Source organism: Tamilnaduibacter salinus, assembly GCF_003096655.1.
In the GTDB taxonomy this organism is placed as follows: domain Bacteria; phylum Pseudomonadota; class Gammaproteobacteria; order Pseudomonadales; family Oleiphilaceae; genus Tamilnaduibacter; species Tamilnaduibacter salinus.
This window is the reverse complement of sequence record NZ_QEKQ01000010.1, coordinates 129,393-145,554: the sequence shown is the minus strand read 5'-3', so window position 1 is coordinate 145,554 and position 16,162 is coordinate 129,393. Positions and strand designations below refer to the sequence as shown.

General features: G+C 58.9%; 14 protein-coding genes. 8 read left to right on the top strand and 6 right to left on the bottom strand.

What is annotated here, in order from left to right:
• Positions 1-688, top strand: a 688-nt coding sequence (locus C8D92_RS14710) for a transposase (RefSeq protein ID WP_207775191.1), incomplete at its 5' end; no start/stop codon positions are given.
• 230 nt (positions 689-918) lie between these two features.
• Here C8D92_RS14710 and C8D92_RS16050 read toward each other — a convergent pair.
• Positions 919-1,116, bottom strand: a complete 198-nt coding sequence (locus tag C8D92_RS16050) for a cobalamin biosynthesis protein (RefSeq protein ID WP_423837083.1) — start codon at positions 1,114-1,116, stop codon at positions 919-921.
• Between the two features lie 307 nt (positions 1,117-1,423).
• Between C8D92_RS16050 and C8D92_RS14700 the strand changes: the two genes are divergently transcribed.
• Positions 1,424-2,419 (top strand): efflux RND transporter periplasmic adaptor subunit, encoded by a 996-nt coding sequence (locus C8D92_RS14700; RefSeq protein WP_165819292.1) that lies wholly within the window; start codon positions 1,424-1,426, stop codon positions 2,417-2,419.
• Positions 2,419-5,457 carry an efflux RND transporter permease subunit gene (locus C8D92_RS14695; protein ID WP_116919824.1) on the top strand — a complete coding sequence of 1,013 codons (3,039 nt, stop codon included), beginning with the start codon at positions 2,419-2,421 and terminating at the stop codon, positions 5,455-5,457. Before C8D92_RS14700 ends, C8D92_RS14695 begins: the two co-directional genes overlap by 1 nt.
• A gap of 16 nt (positions 5,458-5,473) precedes the next feature.
• Here the strand turns inward: C8D92_RS14695 and C8D92_RS15730 are convergent, their stop codons facing one another.
• Positions 5,474-5,644, bottom strand: coding sequence for a hypothetical protein (locus C8D92_RS15730; RefSeq protein WP_165819291.1), 171 nt, complete (start codon positions 5,642-5,644; stop codon positions 5,474-5,476).
• 123 nt (positions 5,645-5,767) lie between these two features.
• Here C8D92_RS15730 and C8D92_RS14690 point away from each other — a divergent pair, with 123 nt between their 5' ends.
• Entirely contained in the window at positions 5,768-6,463 is a 696-nt protein-coding gene (locus C8D92_RS14690) for a transposase (RefSeq protein ID WP_116919823.1), read from the top strand.
• A gap of 94 nt (positions 6,464-6,557) precedes the next feature.
• Here C8D92_RS14690 and C8D92_RS14685 read toward each other — a convergent pair whose 3' ends face one another.
• Positions 6,558-9,056, bottom strand: coding sequence for an Ig-like domain-containing protein (locus C8D92_RS14685; RefSeq protein WP_133243138.1), 2,499 nt, complete (start codon positions 9,054-9,056; stop codon positions 6,558-6,560).
• Positions 9,057-9,397: 341 nt separating this feature from the next.
• Here C8D92_RS14685 and C8D92_RS14680 point away from each other — a divergent pair, with 341 nt between their 5' ends.
• Entirely contained in the window at positions 9,398-9,751 is a 354-nt protein-coding gene (locus C8D92_RS14680) for a thiol-disulfide oxidoreductase DCC family protein (protein WP_116919821.1), read from the top strand.
• 373 nt (positions 9,752-10,124) lie between these two features.
• Here the strand turns inward: C8D92_RS14680 and C8D92_RS14670 are convergent, their stop codons facing one another.
• The 3 genes from C8D92_RS14670 to C8D92_RS14660 form a co-directional block, all read right to left on the bottom strand.
• Positions 10,125-10,598 carry an HIT family protein gene (locus C8D92_RS14670; protein ID WP_243402468.1) on the bottom strand — a complete coding sequence of 158 codons (474 nt, stop codon included), beginning with the start codon at positions 10,596-10,598 and terminating at the stop codon, positions 10,125-10,127.
• A 130-nt stretch (positions 10,599-10,728) separates the two neighbouring features.
• On the bottom strand, positions 10,729-11,073 hold the full coding sequence (locus C8D92_RS14665) for a DUF2956 family protein (RefSeq protein ID WP_095610642.1): 345 nt from the start codon (positions 11,071-11,073) through the stop codon (positions 10,729-10,731).
• Positions 11,074-11,382: 309 nt separating this feature from the next.
• On the bottom strand, positions 11,383-12,171 hold the full coding sequence (locus C8D92_RS14660; RefSeq protein WP_133243137.1) for a hypothetical protein: 789 nt from the start codon (positions 12,169-12,171) through the stop codon (positions 11,383-11,385).
• Between the two features lie 72 nt (positions 12,172-12,243).
• Here C8D92_RS14660 and C8D92_RS14655 point away from each other — a divergent pair, with 72 nt between their 5' ends.
• From C8D92_RS14655 to C8D92_RS14645, 3 genes are all read left to right on the top strand, one after another.
• Entirely contained in the window at positions 12,244-13,092 is an 849-nt protein-coding gene (locus C8D92_RS14655; RefSeq protein WP_116919817.1) for a crotonase/enoyl-CoA hydratase family protein, read from the top strand.
• 32 nt (positions 13,093-13,124) lie between these two features.
• On the top strand, positions 13,125-14,945 hold the full coding sequence (locus C8D92_RS14650) for an AMP-binding protein (protein WP_116919816.1): 1,821 nt from the start codon (positions 13,125-13,127) through the stop codon (positions 14,943-14,945).
• Positions 14,946-15,469: 524 nt separating this feature from the next.
• Positions 15,470-16,126, top strand: a complete 657-nt coding sequence (locus C8D92_RS14645; RefSeq protein WP_116919815.1) for a substrate-binding periplasmic protein — start codon at positions 15,470-15,472, stop codon at positions 16,124-16,126.
• Positions 16,127-16,162 lie beyond the last annotated feature (36 nt).

Genomic DNA, 16,162 nt, shown 5'->3' with positions numbered 1-16,162 from the left:
CCAAGCCCGAGTCATCGTGCCGGGGCTGCCGCACCATATTGTCCAGCGTGGCCATAACCGGCAGCCCGTCTTCATCGAAGTGCAGGATTTCACTTACTACCTGAGTAATCTCAAGGAATGGAAGCAGGCCCTTGGCCTGAAGGTCTACAGTTACTGTTTGATGACGAACCATGTGCATCTGGTCGTGGAAGCATCCGACGAACTGGCCGCTATTCCTCAACTGATGAAACGGTTGGCGGCCCGACAGACTCGATACGTCAATGCGTTGGAGCGGCGCAGTGGTTCGCTTTGGGAAGGGCGCTACAAGATCAGTCCGATTGATACCGACGAGTACTTGCTCAGCTGCTGCCGTTATGTGGAGTTGAACCCGGTGAAAGCGGGCATGGTTTCCAGAGCGGAGGATTACGTCTGGTCGAGCTATGCGGCACGGATCGGAAAGGCGTACACGGAGTGGTTGGATGAACCGCCTACATTCGCATCCCTCGCTTCAGATCCTAAACGTTGCATCAGAGCGTACGAGCAGTTTGTGTCGAATTCAGGTATCACAAAGCAGGATGAGCTAGTGAGGGCGGCGGTTGACAGTAACAGGCTCACCGGTGGAAAACGCTTTGCTGATGAGGTTGAGCGTCGGACAGGTATTCGTGTCGAGATGCGAGGTCCTGGAAGACCCAAGAAAAGCAGAAAATAGATCTGTCCCGGTTTTTGCGGTTTTTGGATCTGTCCCGGTTTTTTCGGTCCAGAAAAGCAGAAAATAGATCTGTCCCGGTTTTGCCGCCCGGTTTTGCCGCCGATCATGCCCACTCGTTCCCGCGCACCGTTCAAATCACCATAGACCAGTGGCCGATAAACCGCCATGCCATGCTCGGCAAGACTGCGGTGGCCGATACAGAGCCACAGCACCAGAGTTCTGAGGATCACCTAGGGAATAACGCCAAGGAACGAAACAGCGATAGAGAGTCCCACAAAAGGTGCAAGCAGTATGAGAGCGGCCAGTGCCCCAGCGCCGATTCTCCCCTGCCCGTTCGGATTGAGCCGGGTCTCCAACCAATCCACATACCATCCCAAACCGACCAGCGGGTGCCAGCGCTCAGGCTCCCCAAGAAGACGATCCAGCATCAGTGCCACAACGCACACAGCAACAGCAGGACTCATGCACAAGTTCCATCCGCGACAACAGGCGGGCAAGTCTACACTGGCTGTATTGCTTCCAACAGATTGCAGGATTCTCGGCCCACTCTCAAAATAGCGTCCCAAGCTAGGTTATTTCTCTTCAACAGGGGCGTTGTCTATGACTCACTCATTTTTGCACATCAGGTATTGTCTCTGGATACCCGCTATCGCACTTCTTTTTTTAGGCGGTTGTGACACGAACTCCGGCAATGCGCCGGTCGCAGCAGACGACAAACCGATCCGGCCCGCCCGGATGATGGCGCTCGAAACGCCCAAAGACCTGGCCTCACGCCGCTTCAGTGGGCGCGTGGAGGCTGGCGAAACAACCACTCTCAGTTTCCGGGTCCCCGGCCAGATTGAGACACTCGAAGTGGATGTGGGCGATGAAGTCAGTGGAGGCGACACGCTGGGCAAACTGGACCAACGGGATTTCCGGCTGCAGGTGAATGAAACCCAGAGTAAGCTCGAATCGGTCCAGGCCACATTGGAAGAGGCTCGCAAGAACTGGGAGCGTGGCAAGTCGCTTGTGGAGTCGGGAGCGATCAGCGATGCTGAGTTCGACCGGATGGAAAGCGCCTATGAACAGGCTCGCGCCAAACGCAATGCGACCCAGGAAGCACTGGAGACCGCCCGCTCAGCGTTTGATGACACCGTGCTCGAGGCTCCTTTTGATGGCGTGATCAACCGCCGCATGGCAGAACCGTTCGAGCAGGTCAGCCCGCAACGCCCGGTGTTTTCAATCGACAATATCGAGACCGTGGAGATTGAGGTGAGTATCCCCGAACGCCTCATGCAGTTCCGCAACCACCTTGAAGACGTGCACGTCTATATGCCAGTACTTGATAACCGGCGCTTTGACGCACGGGTTGAGAATGTCCGTCTGGATGTCTCGCCCGATACACAGGCCTATCCGGTACGGGTTGCCGTGGACAATCCCGAGCGTGAACTCCTGCCCGGTATGACCGCCGAAGTCTCCTTCAAGGCCAGCCTCACGGATACACCCTGGGATGACAGCTTCCTGGTTCCGGTAGAGGCCATATTCGAGAAAGAGGATCAACCCCACGTCTGGGTCTGGGACTCCGATTCCGGAAGGGTGGCATCACGCCCAGTCACCACGAAATCCCTGGAAGCAGACAGCGTCAGGATCACGGGTGAGATCAACGCCGGTGAACAGATCATTGTTGCTGGCGCCCAGCACCTCCAGGAAGATCAGAAAGTCAGGCGGCTGGAAGGTGAGGTGGTTCAGTGATGCTGGCACAACTGGTGCGCGGCGCGATCAGCCGCAATCGTTTTGTAGGGTTTCTGGTCCTGCTGGTGGCCCTCCTCGGGGTCATCGCATTCACCCGGCTTGGGCAACTGGAAGACCCTGAGTTCACTATCCGCACGGCCATCGTGATGACTGGCTACCCCGGCGCCGACGCGGAGCGGGTGGAGCAGGAGGTCACCGAGCCTCTTGAGAAGCAGATCCAGCAGCTCGGTGAGCTGGAAAGTATTGAATCGCTGAGCCGTAATGGCACCTCCATCATCTATGTTGAAGTCAAGGACCAGTACGGCGGTGAGCAACTGCGCCAGATCTGGGATGAACTCAACAAGAAGGTCATTGCAGCCCGGGCCAGCCTGCCGGACTCCGTACGTGGCCCGCGCGTCAATGACGACTACGGCGATGTCTACAGCATGCTTCTGTCAGTGGAAGGCAGTGATTACAGCTACGCCGAGCTCAATGACGTCGCCGATCACCTTCAACAGCGCCTGCTGCGCGTTGATGACGTGGCCAAGGTCGATCTCTTTGGGGACCAGGGCGAGCGCGTTTTCATCGAAACCAGCCGCTCCAAAATTGCCGAACTGGGCCTGACCCCCGTCTTGGTGGTGGATGCCCTCAATAAGCAGAACGTGGTTGCTCCAAGTGGTGTCACTGAGATGGGGTCACGCCGGCTGCGAATCAATACAACCGGCACATTTGAGTCCGTAGCCGAACTGGCCAGGCTGAACATCCACAGCCCGGTGACCGGTGAACTCGTTCAGCTGCGCGACTTCGCTGAGATCAGGCGCGGTTATGCCGATCCGCCGGATGCCAGCCTTCGCCACGAAGGCGAATCCGCCCTGGCACTTGGCGTGGTTCCAGCTGAAGGCGCCAATGTCGTGGAACTGACTGAAAGGGTGCAGGCAGAACTGGACCGGATTGAAGCCAGCATGCCAATTGGCATCGAGTTTGGTGCGATCGCCCTGCAGTCCGAGGAAGTGGAGCAGGCCGTTGGCGAATTCCTGATCAACCTCATCACTGCCGTGGCCATTGTCCTGGCCGTACTCATGGTCTCATTGGGCCTGCGTACCGGCTTTGTTGTGGGACTTGGCGTTCCCCTCACCATCCTTGCCACCTTCATGGGGATGTACCTCATGGGCTTTGAACTCCACCGGGTGTCACTCGGTGCGCTGGTGATCGTTCTTGGCATGATTGTGGACAACGCCATTGTCATCTCCGAGCTGATGCAGGTGAAGATGCAGCGTGGAACGCAGCGCCTGAAAGCAGCCGCCGAATCCGTGCAGGAAACCGCCTGGCCCCTGCTGGCAGCCACTGCGATTGCGGTTCTCGCATTCGCCCCGATTGCCCTGACCAACACCGCCACGGGCGAATTCACCCGCTCGCTGTTCTGGGTGGTGGCCATCAGCCTGGCGATTTCGTGGTTGCTGGCGATCTTTGCCACACCACTGATGAACTACTGGCTGCTCGACAGCAAAAGTGGGCTGGGTGACCCCGCGGATCGCCCCTTCTATCAGAAGGCACATCAAGTGATCAGCGCCTCACTACGGCGCCCCTGGATTCTCACGGGCGGTGCAATCATTGTCTTTACGGCCAGCGTCGTCGCCTTCAGCTTCTTGCCACAGACCTTTTTCCCGCCGGCCGAGCGGTCGCAATTTATGGTCGATTACTGGCTCCCGGAAGGCAGCCGAATCGAACAGACCAGTGAGGACATGGCCCGGATTGAGCAACGTCTGCTGGAAATGGAAGCGGTGACCGACGTAACCGCCTTCATTGGCGAAGGTGCGCCGAGGTTCTATCTGCCCATGATCCCTCGCACGCCTAACCCGGCATTCGGCCAGATTCTGGTTAACGTGGAGACGAAGGAGGACGTTGACCCTGTTATGGCGAATATCCGTGAGCACCTGAAGGACGGTTACCCTGAAGCCGAGCCGCGGGTGCGGTCGATGCAACTTGGCGAGCCCGTACGTTTCCCGCTCCAGCTGCGCCTTTCCGGACCGGACCGGGAAGAGCTACTCGATATAGCCGCAAACCTGGAAGCCATCATGGCCGAACACTCCGGTGTTACGAATCTGCGGCATAACTGGCGCCAGAGTCAGCCCAGGGTCACCATTGATGTGGACCAGGACCGCGCCCGGCGCGCCGGAGTCACTACAAACAGCATCAACCAGGCGCTGAACACCGCATTTGCGGGGCAAGGCGTCGGTATTTTCCGGGAGGACGACAAACGTCTTCCCATTGTCTGGCGCTTTCCCCTGCCCGAGCGGACCGACCCGTCCGAGCTTGAAACCATGGTGGTCTGGCCTGAGAGAGGGGGCAAACCAGTCCCACTGACACAGGTCGCGGATGTCGAGCTCAACTGGGAACGCCCCATCATCTGGCGGCACAACCGTGAACGGGCGATCACGCTGCAAGCGGACCTGGCCAAGGGTGCTACGGCTTCCGAGGTGCTGGCATCACTGGCGTCCGATGTCCAGGATGTGGCCCTCCCCTCCGGGTATGAACTCCAATGGGACGGCGAAGTGCACCAGTCAACCGAAGCCCGCGCGGGTGTCCTGAAGCCCGTTCCAGTGATTCTGGGGCTGATGGTGTTGGTGCTCATGGCCCAGTTCAACTCGTTCCGGCGCACTCTGCTGGTCATGCTGATGGTGCCCCTGGGGCTGGTGGGCGTCAGTGTCGGGCTTCTGCTGTTCCAGCAGCCCTTCGGCTTCATGGCGCTTCTGGGCACGATGAGCCTTTCCGGCATGATTATCCGCAACGCCGTGGTCATGGTCCAGAAAATGGACATGGCGCTGGCTGAAAGCGGAACGCTGGAGGCCATTGGCGAGGCAGCCACCAGCCGCGTGCGCCCCATACTGCTGACCGCCGCAACCACCATGCTCGGCATGCTGCCACTGGCGGTTTCGGGCCCCTTCTGGGCGCCCATGGCGCTGGCCATCATGTTCGGGCTGGCCTTCGCCGCCATCCTGACCATACTGGTCCTGCCGGCGGGCTACGTGCAGCTGCTAGGCATTCAGCCCCGGGAATAGGGGCCTCAATGGCCCCTCAAAGCACCCGGTAGGTGCCCATCTTGCAGGTATTGCCCTCCTCGATCTGGTAGGGCGTGTCGTATAAGCTGACCAGCTCCCACACGCCCTGCACTTTCAGATCCAGCATCCGCTTGCGGTAACCGTATTCCTCGTAGGCCCCTCGCGCAAGGTGAACACGATCATCCATAAAACCTAAAACCGGGACAGATTTATTTTTCGCAGCTTTAGAACCTTCCAAGATGGCCTTGGCTAGGTAAAATTCCCCGATTCAGAAGGATCTGTATCGTTCATACATGGCAAGGAGAAGCCCATGCTCCGTCAAGCCCGAGTCATCGTGCCGGGGCTGCCGCACCATATTGTCCAGCGTGGCCATAACCGGCAGCCCGTCTTCATCGAAGTGCAGGATTTCACTTACTACCTGAGTAATCTCAAGGAATGGAAGCAGGCCCTTGGCCTGAAGGTCTACAGTTACTGTTTGATGACGAACCATGTGCATCTGGTCGTGGAAGCATCCGACGAACTGGCCGCTATTCCTCAACTGATGAAACGGTTGGCGGCCCGACAGACTCGATACGTCAATGCGTTGGAGCGGCGCAGTGGTTCGCTTTGGGAAGGGCGCTACAAGATCAGTCCGATTGATACCGACGAGTACTTGCTCAGCTGCTGCCGTTATGTGGAGTTGAACCCGGTGAAAGCGGGCATGGTTTCCAGAGCGGAGGATTACGTCTGGTCGAGCTATGCGGCACGGATCGGAAAGGCGTACACGGAGTGGTTGGATGAACCGCCTACATTCGCATCCCTCGCTTCAGATCCTAAACGTTGCATCAGAGCGTACGAGCAGTTTGTGTCGAATTCAGGTATCACAAAGCAGGATGAGCTAGTGAGGGCGGCGGTTGACAGTAACAGGCTCACCGGTGGAAAACGCTTTGCTGATGAGGTTGAGCGTCGGACAGGTATTCGTGTCGAGATGCGAGGTCCTGGAAGACCCAAGAAAAGCAGAAAATAGATCTGTCCCGGTTTTTTATCGCGGTTTTTTATCGCGGTTTTCTATCTCAGGCGGACCGTGGGGATGCGGTCATCTCCACGATCCGCCATGTCGCTTATTTCGATACGATTGCCCGGTCGCCGGGGGCATCGGGGGCCAAGTTGAGGAGAAAGATGGCGTCAACGACGACATCGGCCACCAGCGCGCGGTTGTTGGCGGCATCCAGGGCGATGGATGCCGGAAATAAGAAGTTAGTGCCAGCACCGGTGTTGCTGTCCGAGATAATGGTTCGGTCGCCGGTGCCAAGATCGACTGCGATCACGGAGTCAAGGCCGGGATCGGCCACCAGCGCGCGGTCGTTGGCGCCATCCAGGGCGATGGATTCTGGAAAGCTGAAGTCAGTGCCAGCACCGGTGTTGCTGTCCGAGAGGATGGTTCGGTCGCCGGTGCCAAGGTCGACCGCGACCACGGCGTCAAGGTCGAAATCGACCACCAGCGCGCGGTTGTTGGCGGCATCCAGGGCGATGGATGCCGGAAAGCTGAAGTCAGTGCCAGCACCGTTGTTGCTGTCCGAGAGGTTGGTTCGGTCGCCGGTGCCAAGATCGACCGCGACCACGGCGCCAAAGGTCTCATCGATCACCAGCGCGCGGTCGTTGGCGCCATCCAGGGCGATGGATTCCGGAGCACTGAAGTCATTGCCAGCACCGGTGTTGCTGTCCGAGACAATGGTGCGGTCGCCGGTGCCAAGATCGACCGCGATCACGGCGTCAAGGGCGCTATCGAGCACCAGCGCGCGGTCGTTGGCGGCATCCAGGGCGATGGATGCTGGAAAGCTGAAGTCAATGCCAGCACCGGTGTTGCTGTCCGAGACAATGGTGCGGTCGCCGGTGCCAAGATCGACCGCGATCACGGCGCCAGGGCTATCAAAGCCCACCAGCGCGCGGTTGTTGTCGGCATCCAGAGCAATGGATCGCGGGTTACTGACGTGAGTGCCAGCACCGGTGTTGCTGTCCGAGACAATGGTGCGATCGCCGGTGCCAAGATCGACCGCGACCACGGCGTCAAGGTCGCTATCGCCCACCAGCGCGCGGTTGTTGTCGGTATCCAGAGCGAGGGATAACGGAATGCTGAGGTCAGTACCGGCACCATTGTTGCTGTCAGAGATAATGGTGCGGTCGCCCGTGCCAAGATCGACCGCGACCACGGCGTCAAGGTCGCTATCGGCCACCAGCGCGCGGTTGCTGTCGGCATCGAGAGCGATGGATAACGGAAGGCTGAAGTCAGTACCGGCACCATTGTTGCTGTCGGAGATAATGGTGCGGTCGCCGGTGCCTAGATCGACCGCGACCACGGCGTCAAGGTCGCCATCGCCCACCAACGCGCGGTCGTTGGCGGCATCCAGGGCGATGGATAGCGGACGATCGAAATCAGTGCCAGCACCGGTGTTGCTGTCCGAGACAATGGTGCGTTCGCCGGTGTCAAGATCGACAGCGACCACGGCGTCTAGGTCGCTATCGCCCACCAGCGCGCGATTGTTGGCGGCATCCAGGGCGATGGATAGCGGAAATAATAAGTTAGTACCAGCACCGGTGTTGCTGTCCGAGACAATAGTGCGGTCGCCGTTGCCAAGATCGACCGCGATCACGGCGCCAAGGCTAAGATCGAGCACCAACGCACGGTTGTTGGCGGCATCCAGTGCGATGGATTCCGGAGCACTGAAGTCAGTGCCAGCACCATTGTTGCTGTCAGAGAGGATGGTGCGGTCGCCGTTGCCAAGATCGACCGCGACCACGGCGTCAAGTTCGCTATCGACCACCAGCGCGCGGTTGTTATCGGCATCCAAGGCGATGCCATCTGGGGCTGTAAGCAGCGGCTGATTTTCCAACCCCTGGGAAACGGAATCCACCTCGCCCGAACTCGATTCCACCTCGGCATTAACGGTGCCGTTGATCTGGTCGCCGACGGATAGATCCGAGACCGTCCATATCGCCGGATCGCTCATGGGCTGCGAGGCGAGGGTGCCGTTAACGTCGATGTAGTTGATATCGTTGGTTTCCACAGTGCCATCGTCGGTATCCCGGATCTTGCCCGAGACTGAGATGCTATCAACGCCTCCCAGGTTCGCGCCCGGGGTCGGGAAGGTGACATCGAGCGCCAGTGGGATAACTTCATTGACGGTCACGCTGACTGTGGCTGCCGTTGAGGTGGCACCACTATCGTCATCAATGGTGTAGCTGAAACTGTCCGGGCCGTTGAAGTCGGCGGACGGGGTGTAGGTGATCTCACCGGTGCTCGTATCGACACTGGTACTACCATTGCTCGCCGCACTCTGTACGACCACGGTGGCGGGGTCTAGGCTGCCGTCGGGGTCGCTGTCGTTGGCGAGCACGTCGATGGTGGCGCTGTCGTCCTCGTCCAGCGTAACCGTGTCGTCCGAAGCAACGGGCACCTGATTTTGATCACCGGAGGACGAAGACCCTCCGCCGCTGTCGCCGCCGCAGGCGGTCAGAACCAACATGGCGCTGAATACGACCAGTGTGTTCGTTTTTCTCATTCGACCCCCGATATTTGCTGAGATTTTCGAGAAGGCCTGACCACCGGCATCGGATTCCACACGGCGCGGACGTGCCCATGTGATCGGGGGTCTCGAAATTTTCGTCTCTATACCATAGCAAAATTCAGCCCAAAGGCGAGTCACCCGTTTGCGGTACCGTATTAAAGGGGGGGGCAGGGCGATTTAAACGTAACCCACTGGGCCTCCGGGCCCGCGCTTCGGGAAACTTTCCAGAGGCGAGCCTGGCGGACGTCTGGAGAGAGTTGCCTGACAGGAGCCGGGCCCTCGATTGCGGCCCTCAGAGCCAGCTCCATACACGCTTGACGTTGACCCCCTCCTGGTCCACGCGGAGTGCCTGACCGTATAAAACACTGCTTCCACAGTCTGCATGGGAACACTCGATGGATACACTCTTCTATGACGGCCAGTGTCCGCTCTGCATGAAGGAAATCCGCCTGCTGCGGCGCATCGGCGGGCATGACCTGAGGCTCATTGATGTGCATGGTCTCAAGGACCCGGCAACCTGGCCCGGCATTCCCCTCGAATACCTGCTCCAGCGGCTGCACCTGCTTGACGGCGAGGGTATCTACCGCACTGGGCTGCGCGCGATGGTCCAGACCTGGAGCCATACGCCTCTCGGGTTCCTGTTCCGGCTGCTGCTCCTTCCCGGCGTGCGGACATTGGCCGAAGCGGCCTACAATCGCTGGGCGGAACGGCGCTATTGTCGGCGTTACGGATGTTCCATCACGAGTTAAAAGGGTCGGATTGATTGAAAAGTAACCAACTGGGGCCGCCGGCCCGGGTTTCGGTAGGCCTCGCGATGAGGAGCCAACGGACCGGCTCAAACAAGAAAAAAAGGATTTGATGGATGCCGAGAAGAAACGGATGTCTCTCCCCGGTGGTCCGACTCATGTGGTTCAGCGGGGCCACAACCGGGACGCCTGTCTCTTGCTGATGATGACCACCGCTATCATGCCAAGACAAAAGGACGGGACGGCATTGTGGGGCTGCGCTACCAAACCACTGCCTGATGACTTTCAGGGAGCCTTGCAAACCTGGACATCAGCGACCACGCTTCAGGCGAAAGGTTGTTGATGCAGCTGCCATCCAAGGTGACTTGCCCCCGGCTTACCCCTCCGCTTCCTCAGCCGGCTCCAGGTCATTCAGAGCGCCACGGAGCGCTCGGGCCTGGCGGTCGAGCTTCTTGCGCGCGGCCTTGGGTCCAAACAGCCCGGTGACATGAAGCGCCAAGCGGCCCATCGACCGTAATGCGTCACCGCGTTGGCGCGGGATGATGTGGATGTGGCAGTGCGACACCGTCTGATTGGCCGCGGGGCCATCATTGAGCAGGATGTGGGTGCCCTGAAGGCCCCAGCCGAGGGTGCGCTGGGCACGCAGGATGCGTTGGGCGATGCGGAACAGGTGGTCACCCAGCTCCGGGGAAAAAGCCGTAATGTGCTGGTGGTGATACTTGGGAATCACGATGACATGCCCGTTACCCAGGGGGTGGATGTCCATGATGGCGATACAGTCGTCGTCTTCATAGACCCGGGAATCATCCAGCTGGCCTTCGATAATCTGGCAAAAAACGCATTGGCTCACGGTATTCATGCTCCTGGTGCGAGTCATCCTGATCGATGGACGCCGGCCTAACCGCTTGGCTGCAATGCGGTTAGGCGCATCGGTCAGGGCGCCCCGTTCGGTCTTTCGGAAGTAACGGACGTTGGGGACACTAGCCACCACCCCGCCACACGGCAAAGACCCCGAAGCCAATCCAGGTCAGCAACAGCAAAGTCCAGGGCAGCCATGGCAGGCGGTGGCGGACTTCCGGCTCGGGTGGGGTGGTTTCCGGCTGGGTGGCGGCTTGCTGGCGCTGTTGCTTCTTGCGCTGCTTGTCTTGTTCCCGGGCTTTGGCCTTTTGCTGTTTCTTGTACTGCTCGATGCCTTTCTCAATGCCCTGGGCAATCAGCTTGGTCTGTTCCTTGGTTTGGCCGGGACGCTGGGTCGCCTTGGCCATTGCCCTGGCGTCTTCCTGGGTTTGTGGTGATGGCTGTGGCTTTTTCTTGGACTTTGGCATAGGTCTTCAATCAAGTGTTCGTGATGGGCCCTATTGGAGCGCATTGGTCGGGGCCGCGTCGAATTGATTTCGAAGTCCGGTGACCAATGGGGGCAGAGTCCTGTGGCACGAGGTTCTGCGCGGGAGGCCTGGAAGTAATACACGTCATTTGACGCGAGGAGCACCCGACCAGCGTCAGGGCAACAAGCACCACCGCGAGAGGAAAGCGCATGATGTCAGCCTCCTTGAGGGAAACCCTGATCCTGGCTGGCGTGCGCCGGTCTGTGAATCTGAAGAAAGCCCTTTGGCTTGCGGACCATGTGGTGGCGCTCAGGCCAAGTCCAATTGTTCGAGCCAAAGCTTTCTGCCTTGGGTGATGAAACCGGGCATCAGGGCGACCAGCCTGTCCCGGTCTGCATTGGTTCCCCAGCTTTCAGGGAGCAACGGATCCGTATTCAAAGCCCAAATGGCTTTTCGGCCGACCCTGAGGAAGTGGCGACAGGCGTCGGAATCGCGACCCTGTTTATCCGAGTCGGCCAGCGACTCGATTTCCATACAGAGCGCATGATAGAGCGCCTTCCGATTGGTGGTGTCCCAGAGCGCGAGATCCGGTGAGTCTGACACCTCAGTGGCTCGAAAGACCAGCGACGCCTCGGCCATCCCCAGCGCTCTGAGCTCACCAAGCAGTTGTTCGAAATTCAGAGCGAGGTTGGCAGGTCGAATGAAGTAGTCCCTTTTGGCTTCTACAAAGCCTCGATGCCACAGCGCGTTTTCGTGTTTCCGCCATTTCGGTCGGCTGGCGCGTGGTACGAGCTGTGTCATGACAACCCACCAATCCTGCTGCCACGGCTGGACCAGATCCTGAAGCCGAGTCCACCGTGTCTGCTCCTCGATCCAGGTCCCTGTTTTTGCGAGTTTCCACTCGCCGCGCCGGGGGCTTTCTATCAACGCCTCTGACGCGAGTCGGCTCGTTGCCACACGCATTGACCCCGGTGTAAAGCCCATCATTTCACCGCTTCGAGCAAGCTGGGGAGCACTCAGGGCCATTCCTCCGGCGGCAGAAAGCACATCCAGAATCACGAGTCGCGGGGTCATTTCCGGCAGATCAAGTGGGCTCAAATTGACACTCATGTGCTAAAAGTTACACTCAATGGACGGTTATGCATAAAAACGTAACAAAAAGGTGAAGCGATGTCGTTCAACAGTATTTCCTATTCGGTCGCAGACCGTGTGGCCACTATTGTGCTCAATCGTCCGGAGGCTTTAAACGCGATCGACGCACACATGCCATCGGAACTATCCCAGGCAGTGGATTCAGCAAACCGCGATAAGAACGTCCACGTTATTGTTCTCACAGGCGCAGGCAGTTCGTTCTGTAGCGGCTATGACCTGAAGCAATACGCCCAGGCCGAGGGCGCTAATGAGGGGCAGCAGGAAATGCCCTGGGACCCCATGGTTGATTTCGAGCTGATGTACGGCAATACCGAAAAGTTCATGTCGTTGTGGCATTCCAACAAGCCCACGATTGCAAAAGTCAACGGTTATGCCGTCGCTGGCGGCAGCGATATCGCCCTGTGTTGTGATCTGGTTGTGATGACCGACGAAGGGAAAATCGGGTATCCGCCCGCCCGGGTTTGGGGGATTCCCACCCCGGCGATGTGGGTCTATCGACTGGGGGCCGAGAAGGCCAAGCGAATGTTGTTCACAGGCGATCTGGTCGATGGTCAAACCGCGAAGGAAATGGGGCTCGTGCTGGATTCGGTGCCCTCGGACCAGCTGGACGAGACCGTTGATACGCTTGCCGGCAGGATCACTGGGGTTCCGAGAAATCAGCTGATGATGAGCAAGCTGATGATCAACTCGGCACTCGACAATATGGGGCTGAAAACCACCCAAATGTTCGCCTCACTGTTCGATGGCGTTGCCAGGCATTCTCCGGAAGGTCTCTGGTTCAAAGAGCGCGCTGAGGAAGTGGGATTCAAAAAGGCCGTCGAAGAGCGTGACTCTGGCGATCCGATTGCGCCGGACGTGTCCCGATAAAGCGCTCAAAGCCGAACAAATGGAGAACAACAATGAATCCGGCCATCGAAACCCGAGCCGTCCGTGAGCTGCTTCACGAACACTCGACGCCACTGCAGCTTCTCAGGCGCGCTGCGAGCCGCCAGCCGAACAAACCGGCCCTTGTCTATCTTCCTTCCGCCGACAGCAATGAACCGGTATCGGTGTCGTATCGCGACCTGTTGACTGAAACGCAGAAGGTGGCTGGCGCCATCCGGGCTGTTGGCGTTCAACCTGATGAGAGTGTTGCGGTATTTCTCCCACTGATACCTCAGGCCGTGTCTGCGCTGATTGCCACCACCAGTGTGGCGATGGCATTCCCGGTCAATCTGCTGCTATCAGCCGAGGCCGTTTCCGCTCAATTCAAAAGGGCCGGGACCCGTTTGGTGATTACCATGGGGGAGCACCCTGCGATCGATGTCAGGGATCGGGTGGGTCAGGCTGTCGAGCAATCGGATGGCATCACGCTCGTCGAGCTGCCGTTCGGTGCGGAACCGTCACCGGGGAGTATCAGTTGGGGTGACTTCGTTGGCCAGGCGGACCACGATTCTGCACCGGAAGAGCCAGACCCCGACCCGCGCCGTGTCGCCGCTTTGATTCATACGGGGGGAACCACCGGTGAACCGAAGTTGGCAGGCCTGACACAGAGAAACCTGGCGGCAGGCGGGCTAATGGCGGCTTCGGGGTTCGGGTACCGGTCGGAAGATCGCATTGTTAGTGGGCTGCCTCTTTTCCATGTCGGGGGCCTGGTTGATGTTGTGCTGGCCTCAATCGCCGCTGAGTCCACGGTCGTATTTCCCACTGCTCTGGGGCTGAGAAACCCGGACGTCATCCAGAACATCTGGTCGATACTCGACCGGGTGGAGGGGACAATTATTGGTGGTGTTCCCACCATGCTATCCGCCATCGCTGATGCGCCTCGGCATGGCTACGAACGGTCGACGCTACGCGCTGCTGTTACCGGCGGGGCGCCTCTCGCAATGGCTCTCGCGGAGCGCGTCGAAAAGGCGACTGACTGCCCGGTCCGTCAGCTATACGGCATGACAGAGACCGCCGGCATTGTTTGCAATCAGGCGATTGACGGTCCTCGAAGAGAGCCTTGTGCCGGAAAGCCCGTGCCTCTGTCCGAAGTATCACTGGGAGAGCCTGGCGCACCGCTGGAATCCGGCGCATCAGGAGAACTCTATGTCCGCGGTCCCCATGTTTTCGCCGGATACCTGACAGAGCACGGTTTCCAAAAAGAAGAGGTGGATGGCTGGATCCGGTCCGGTGATCTTGCGGTCCTCGAACCGACGGGGGATATCAGGCTCACAGGCCGCTCAAAGGACATTATTATTCGCGGTGGCCACAACATTGATCCGATGGTGATTGAGGAGGTGGCGATGAGCCATCCGGCAGTCGCTGAGGCGGCTGCTATCGCGATGCCTGATGCCTATGCCGGCGAGCTGCCAGTACTTTACGTCCGTTATCATGACGGGGAAGCGGCAGCGGGCAGCGAGCTCAAGGACTTTATTGCCGAAAAGATCAATGAACCACCTGCCCGCCCGAAAGAGATACTGCCACTCGATGAGTTTCCTTACACGGCCATCGGGAAAATCGCTCGCTACCGGCTTCGTCAATTCGCCGCTGAGCATGCAGTGGCGTCCGTTCTGAATAAGAAAGGCGTCGTCGGCAGGGTTGTTTCAGTGGATCCACAGGCAGGGAATGCCACAATCCACGTTGAGCAGGCTCTGCATCCAGAGGAATCGGCTGGCGTTAAGGAGGCCGTTCAGGCTCTCGGGCTGACGGTCCGGCTTGGCGTGACTGATCAAGGGCGCGGGGCGGTTGAACACTGATCAGCGCATCCAATCGGGGAGGAGGCCGCTTGAGATCACGACAGAAGGGAACAGGTCGAGGTGATGCCAGATTGGTCAGGTTGCGAGTGGTCGGCCTGAGCCGTTAGTGGCCAAAGAAACATCGATCTGACCCTGGTGACAGCTGGACTCTGGTGACCAACACCCGGCAAAGCGTAGCCTGAGCGCGAAACAGCGGCTACGCTTGATTCAGGAGTCTGCGTTGTAGAAAGTCGCACCGCTGCGACCGCCCCTCTGCGGTCCCTTTTGAGCGCTCATTGTCGTTGCATAGAACCACTATGCGCCTCAAATGACCGTCAAAATGGCCTCGCAGTGGGACGATCTCGCCTGGCACGATTGCTACCGCGCAGACTCCTGACGTGTCAGTTTTTGCCAATGCCGGGGTCCCAGTCGTGCATAACTCCCGCAAAACCAACGCCCGTTACGGTTCCTTAAAGCGTCTGCGGTGCCTTCTCGTTCTCGTGCTTTCTCTGGCGGTTCCTGTTCAGGCTGAGGAACCTCTGACCTTGCTGACCGGTGTCTGGCCGCCTTTCGTCAACCCGGAGAAGGAAGAAAACGGGGTGATGACGGAGGTTGTCATGGCCGCTTTTGCCAGTATTAACCAACCCGTCCGAATTGAACGCTTGCCGTGGAATCGTGTGCGCAGGGCGACAGACAAGGAAGGCGCTGTGTCCTTCGGGTGGAGTTGGGGGCGTGATACGAACAGGGACTGGTACCACTCCGACACCCTGATGACCAGCAAGGACGTGTTCGCTGTGCGGTGCGGTTCTGACATCGAATGGCAGTCCATCTCCCAGTTGACCGGTTACCGCATCGGTGTGGTCCATGGCTACCAACTGCCCTCCGGAATCGAGGACTTGCGTGACGACCTCAACATCGTCGTGGCGCCCAGGGACGAGAATCTCCTGCGTATGCTGCTGGCCGACCGCCTGGATTTGGCCGTAACCAATCCCAGGGTGGCCCGGCACATCATGGATGGAACGCTGCGCGACGAGCGTGGCGAAATCCGGCTGTGTACCGACAGGCTCATCACCTCTTACAGCCTGCACCTGACCTGCCACAAAAATACCCCGGACTGCGCGCAAACGGTTCTCCGGTTCAACGAAGGGTTACGTCGCATCCGCGACGACGGCACTTGGGCACGCATAACGGAGGAGCCGTAACAGCCTGTCGGCAAGTTCGTATGCCTCAACCAAAGT

Excerpts from the sequence above, each read along its gene's own strand:
- C8D92_RS16050 (WP_423837083.1), bottom strand. The coding sequence starts at position 1,116 with ATGCTGGATCGTCTTCTTGGGGAGCCTGAGCGCTGGCACCCGCTGGTC.
- C8D92_RS14700 (WP_165819292.1), top strand. The coding sequence starts at position 1,424 with ATGATGGCGCTCGAAACGCCCAAAGACCTGGCCTCACGCCGCTTCAGT.
- C8D92_RS14695 (WP_116919824.1), top strand. The coding sequence starts at position 2,419 with ATGCTGGCACAACTGGTGCGCGGCGCGATCAGCCGCAATCGTTTTGTA.
- C8D92_RS15730 (WP_165819291.1), bottom strand. The coding sequence starts at position 5,644 with ATGGATGATCGTGTTCACCTTGCGCGAGGGGCCTACGAGGAATACGGT.
- C8D92_RS14690 (WP_116919823.1), top strand. The coding sequence starts at position 5,768 with ATGCTCCGTCAAGCCCGAGTCATCGTGCCGGGGCTGCCGCACCATATT.
- C8D92_RS14680 (WP_116919821.1), top strand. The coding sequence starts at position 9,398 with ATGGATACACTCTTCTATGACGGCCAGTGTCCGCTCTGCATGAAGGAA.
- C8D92_RS14665 (WP_095610642.1), bottom strand. The coding sequence starts at position 11,073 with ATGCCAAAGTCCAAGAAAAAGCCACAGCCATCACCACAAACCCAGGAA.
- C8D92_RS14655 (WP_116919817.1), top strand. The coding sequence starts at position 12,244 with ATGTCGTTCAACAGTATTTCCTATTCGGTCGCAGACCGTGTGGCCACT.
- C8D92_RS14650 (WP_116919816.1), top strand. The coding sequence starts at position 13,125 with ATGAATCCGGCCATCGAAACCCGAGCCGTCCGTGAGCTGCTTCACGAA.